The organism is Paragemmobacter straminiformis, assembly GCF_014243445.1.
GTDB classification, from domain to species: Bacteria; Pseudomonadota; Alphaproteobacteria; order Rhodobacterales; family Rhodobacteraceae; genus Paragemmobacter; species Paragemmobacter straminiformis.
Map to the genome: position 1 here is coordinate 1 of NZ_JACLQD010000014.1, position 1,390 is coordinate 1,390.

General features: G+C 70.2%; 1 protein-coding gene. It reads right to left on the bottom strand.

What is annotated here, in order from left to right:
- Positions 1-1,390: Hint domain-containing protein (locus tag H7F16_RS19935; protein ID WP_185799310.1), on the bottom strand; the 1,390-nt coding region annotated here is incomplete at both ends.

Below are 1,390 nucleotides of genomic sequence, written 5' to 3' on the forward strand. Positions count from 1 at the left end.
GCGAGCATGGGGAAGAGGGTCAGGATTTCGTCTTTTGCCTCTTCGGCGAGGGCGCCCCAGCCTTGCTGTCCGGGGTGGAAGGATTCCGACGGTGCGCCTTCGGCATAGACGATCTCGTGCGTGTCGAAGAGCATGTGGAAGTAGTCCACCGTGCCGCCCTCGACCGGACGGATCGTCGTGTCGTTCACCAGCATCCGCGCCGCGACGAGGACTTCGGCATCCTCGAACAGCAGTTCGGCATGCCAGCCCGTCAGCAGCATCCGGTGCTGCGGGCTGACGCGCAACTCGCGCGCGTTGCCCAGCACCCCGGCCGCGATCGCGACGGGGGCGAACCGGCCCGTCGCCGCCACCGTGGTCGACCCGATCCAGCGGATCGGCTGGTAGCCGTGGTCCATCGTCAGCACCAGATCGTCGGGGCCAAGCTCCTCGATCGGCCGCTCGCCCGTCGCCGTCATGATCCGCGTGCCACGGGTGAAGCAGACGATGCCCGTATTCTCGAGCGAGAACAGCTTGGCATCGACTGCGGCACCGCCGTTCTGGATCCGCAACCCGTCCGCCTGCTGCAACACCCCGTCCGCCTGGTCGGCCTTCATCCAGGCCAGCGGATTGGTGAAGGTGTTGTTCGGATTGGCCGCGTTCCACAGCTTCAGGTTGGCGTCGTTGTAATAGCCCGACAGGTCGACAAAGTCGTTGTCGGCCCGTGGCGCGGTATCGCTGCCCTGGATGCCGGTCACCGCGTCGAAGTCGGTGATCAGATCGGCCCCCGCCGCCACGAAGGCATCGGCTCCGGCGCCGCCGGTCAGGCTGTCGTTGCCCGCCCCGCCGTCGAGGCTGTCAGCCCCCGCGCCCCCGTCGAGCAGGTCGTTGCCCGCATCGCCCGAGAGCGAGTCGTTGGCAAGGCCGCCGGCCAGACTGTCGCCCCCCTCGCCACCGGCGAGCGTGTCGTTGTCGTCGCCCCCCGCCAGCGTATCGGCCCCAAGGCCGCCCGTCAGGCTGTCGGCCCCCGCATCGCCCAAGAGGCTGTCGTTGCCGTCGCCGCCATCAAGCCGGTCATTGGCATCGCCCCCCGCCAGCGTGTCGGCCCCAAGCCCCCCCGCCAGACTGTCGGCCCCCGCGTCGCCCGAAAGACTGTCGTCATTCGCGCCGCCGTCCAGCGTATCGGCCCCCGCGCCCCCGGCCAGCGTGTCGTTGCCGTCATTGCCCGAGAGCGAGTCGTTGCCCGCATCGCCCGCAAGGCTGTCGGCCCCGAGGCCCCCGGCCAGCGTGTCGTTGCCATCACCGCCCGCAACCGTATCGGCCCCGTCGCCGCCGTCGAGCAGGTCGTCGCCGACATTGCCCGACAGGCTGTCGTCGCCCGCGCCGCCCTGCACCGTGTCGGCGCCCTGCCCCG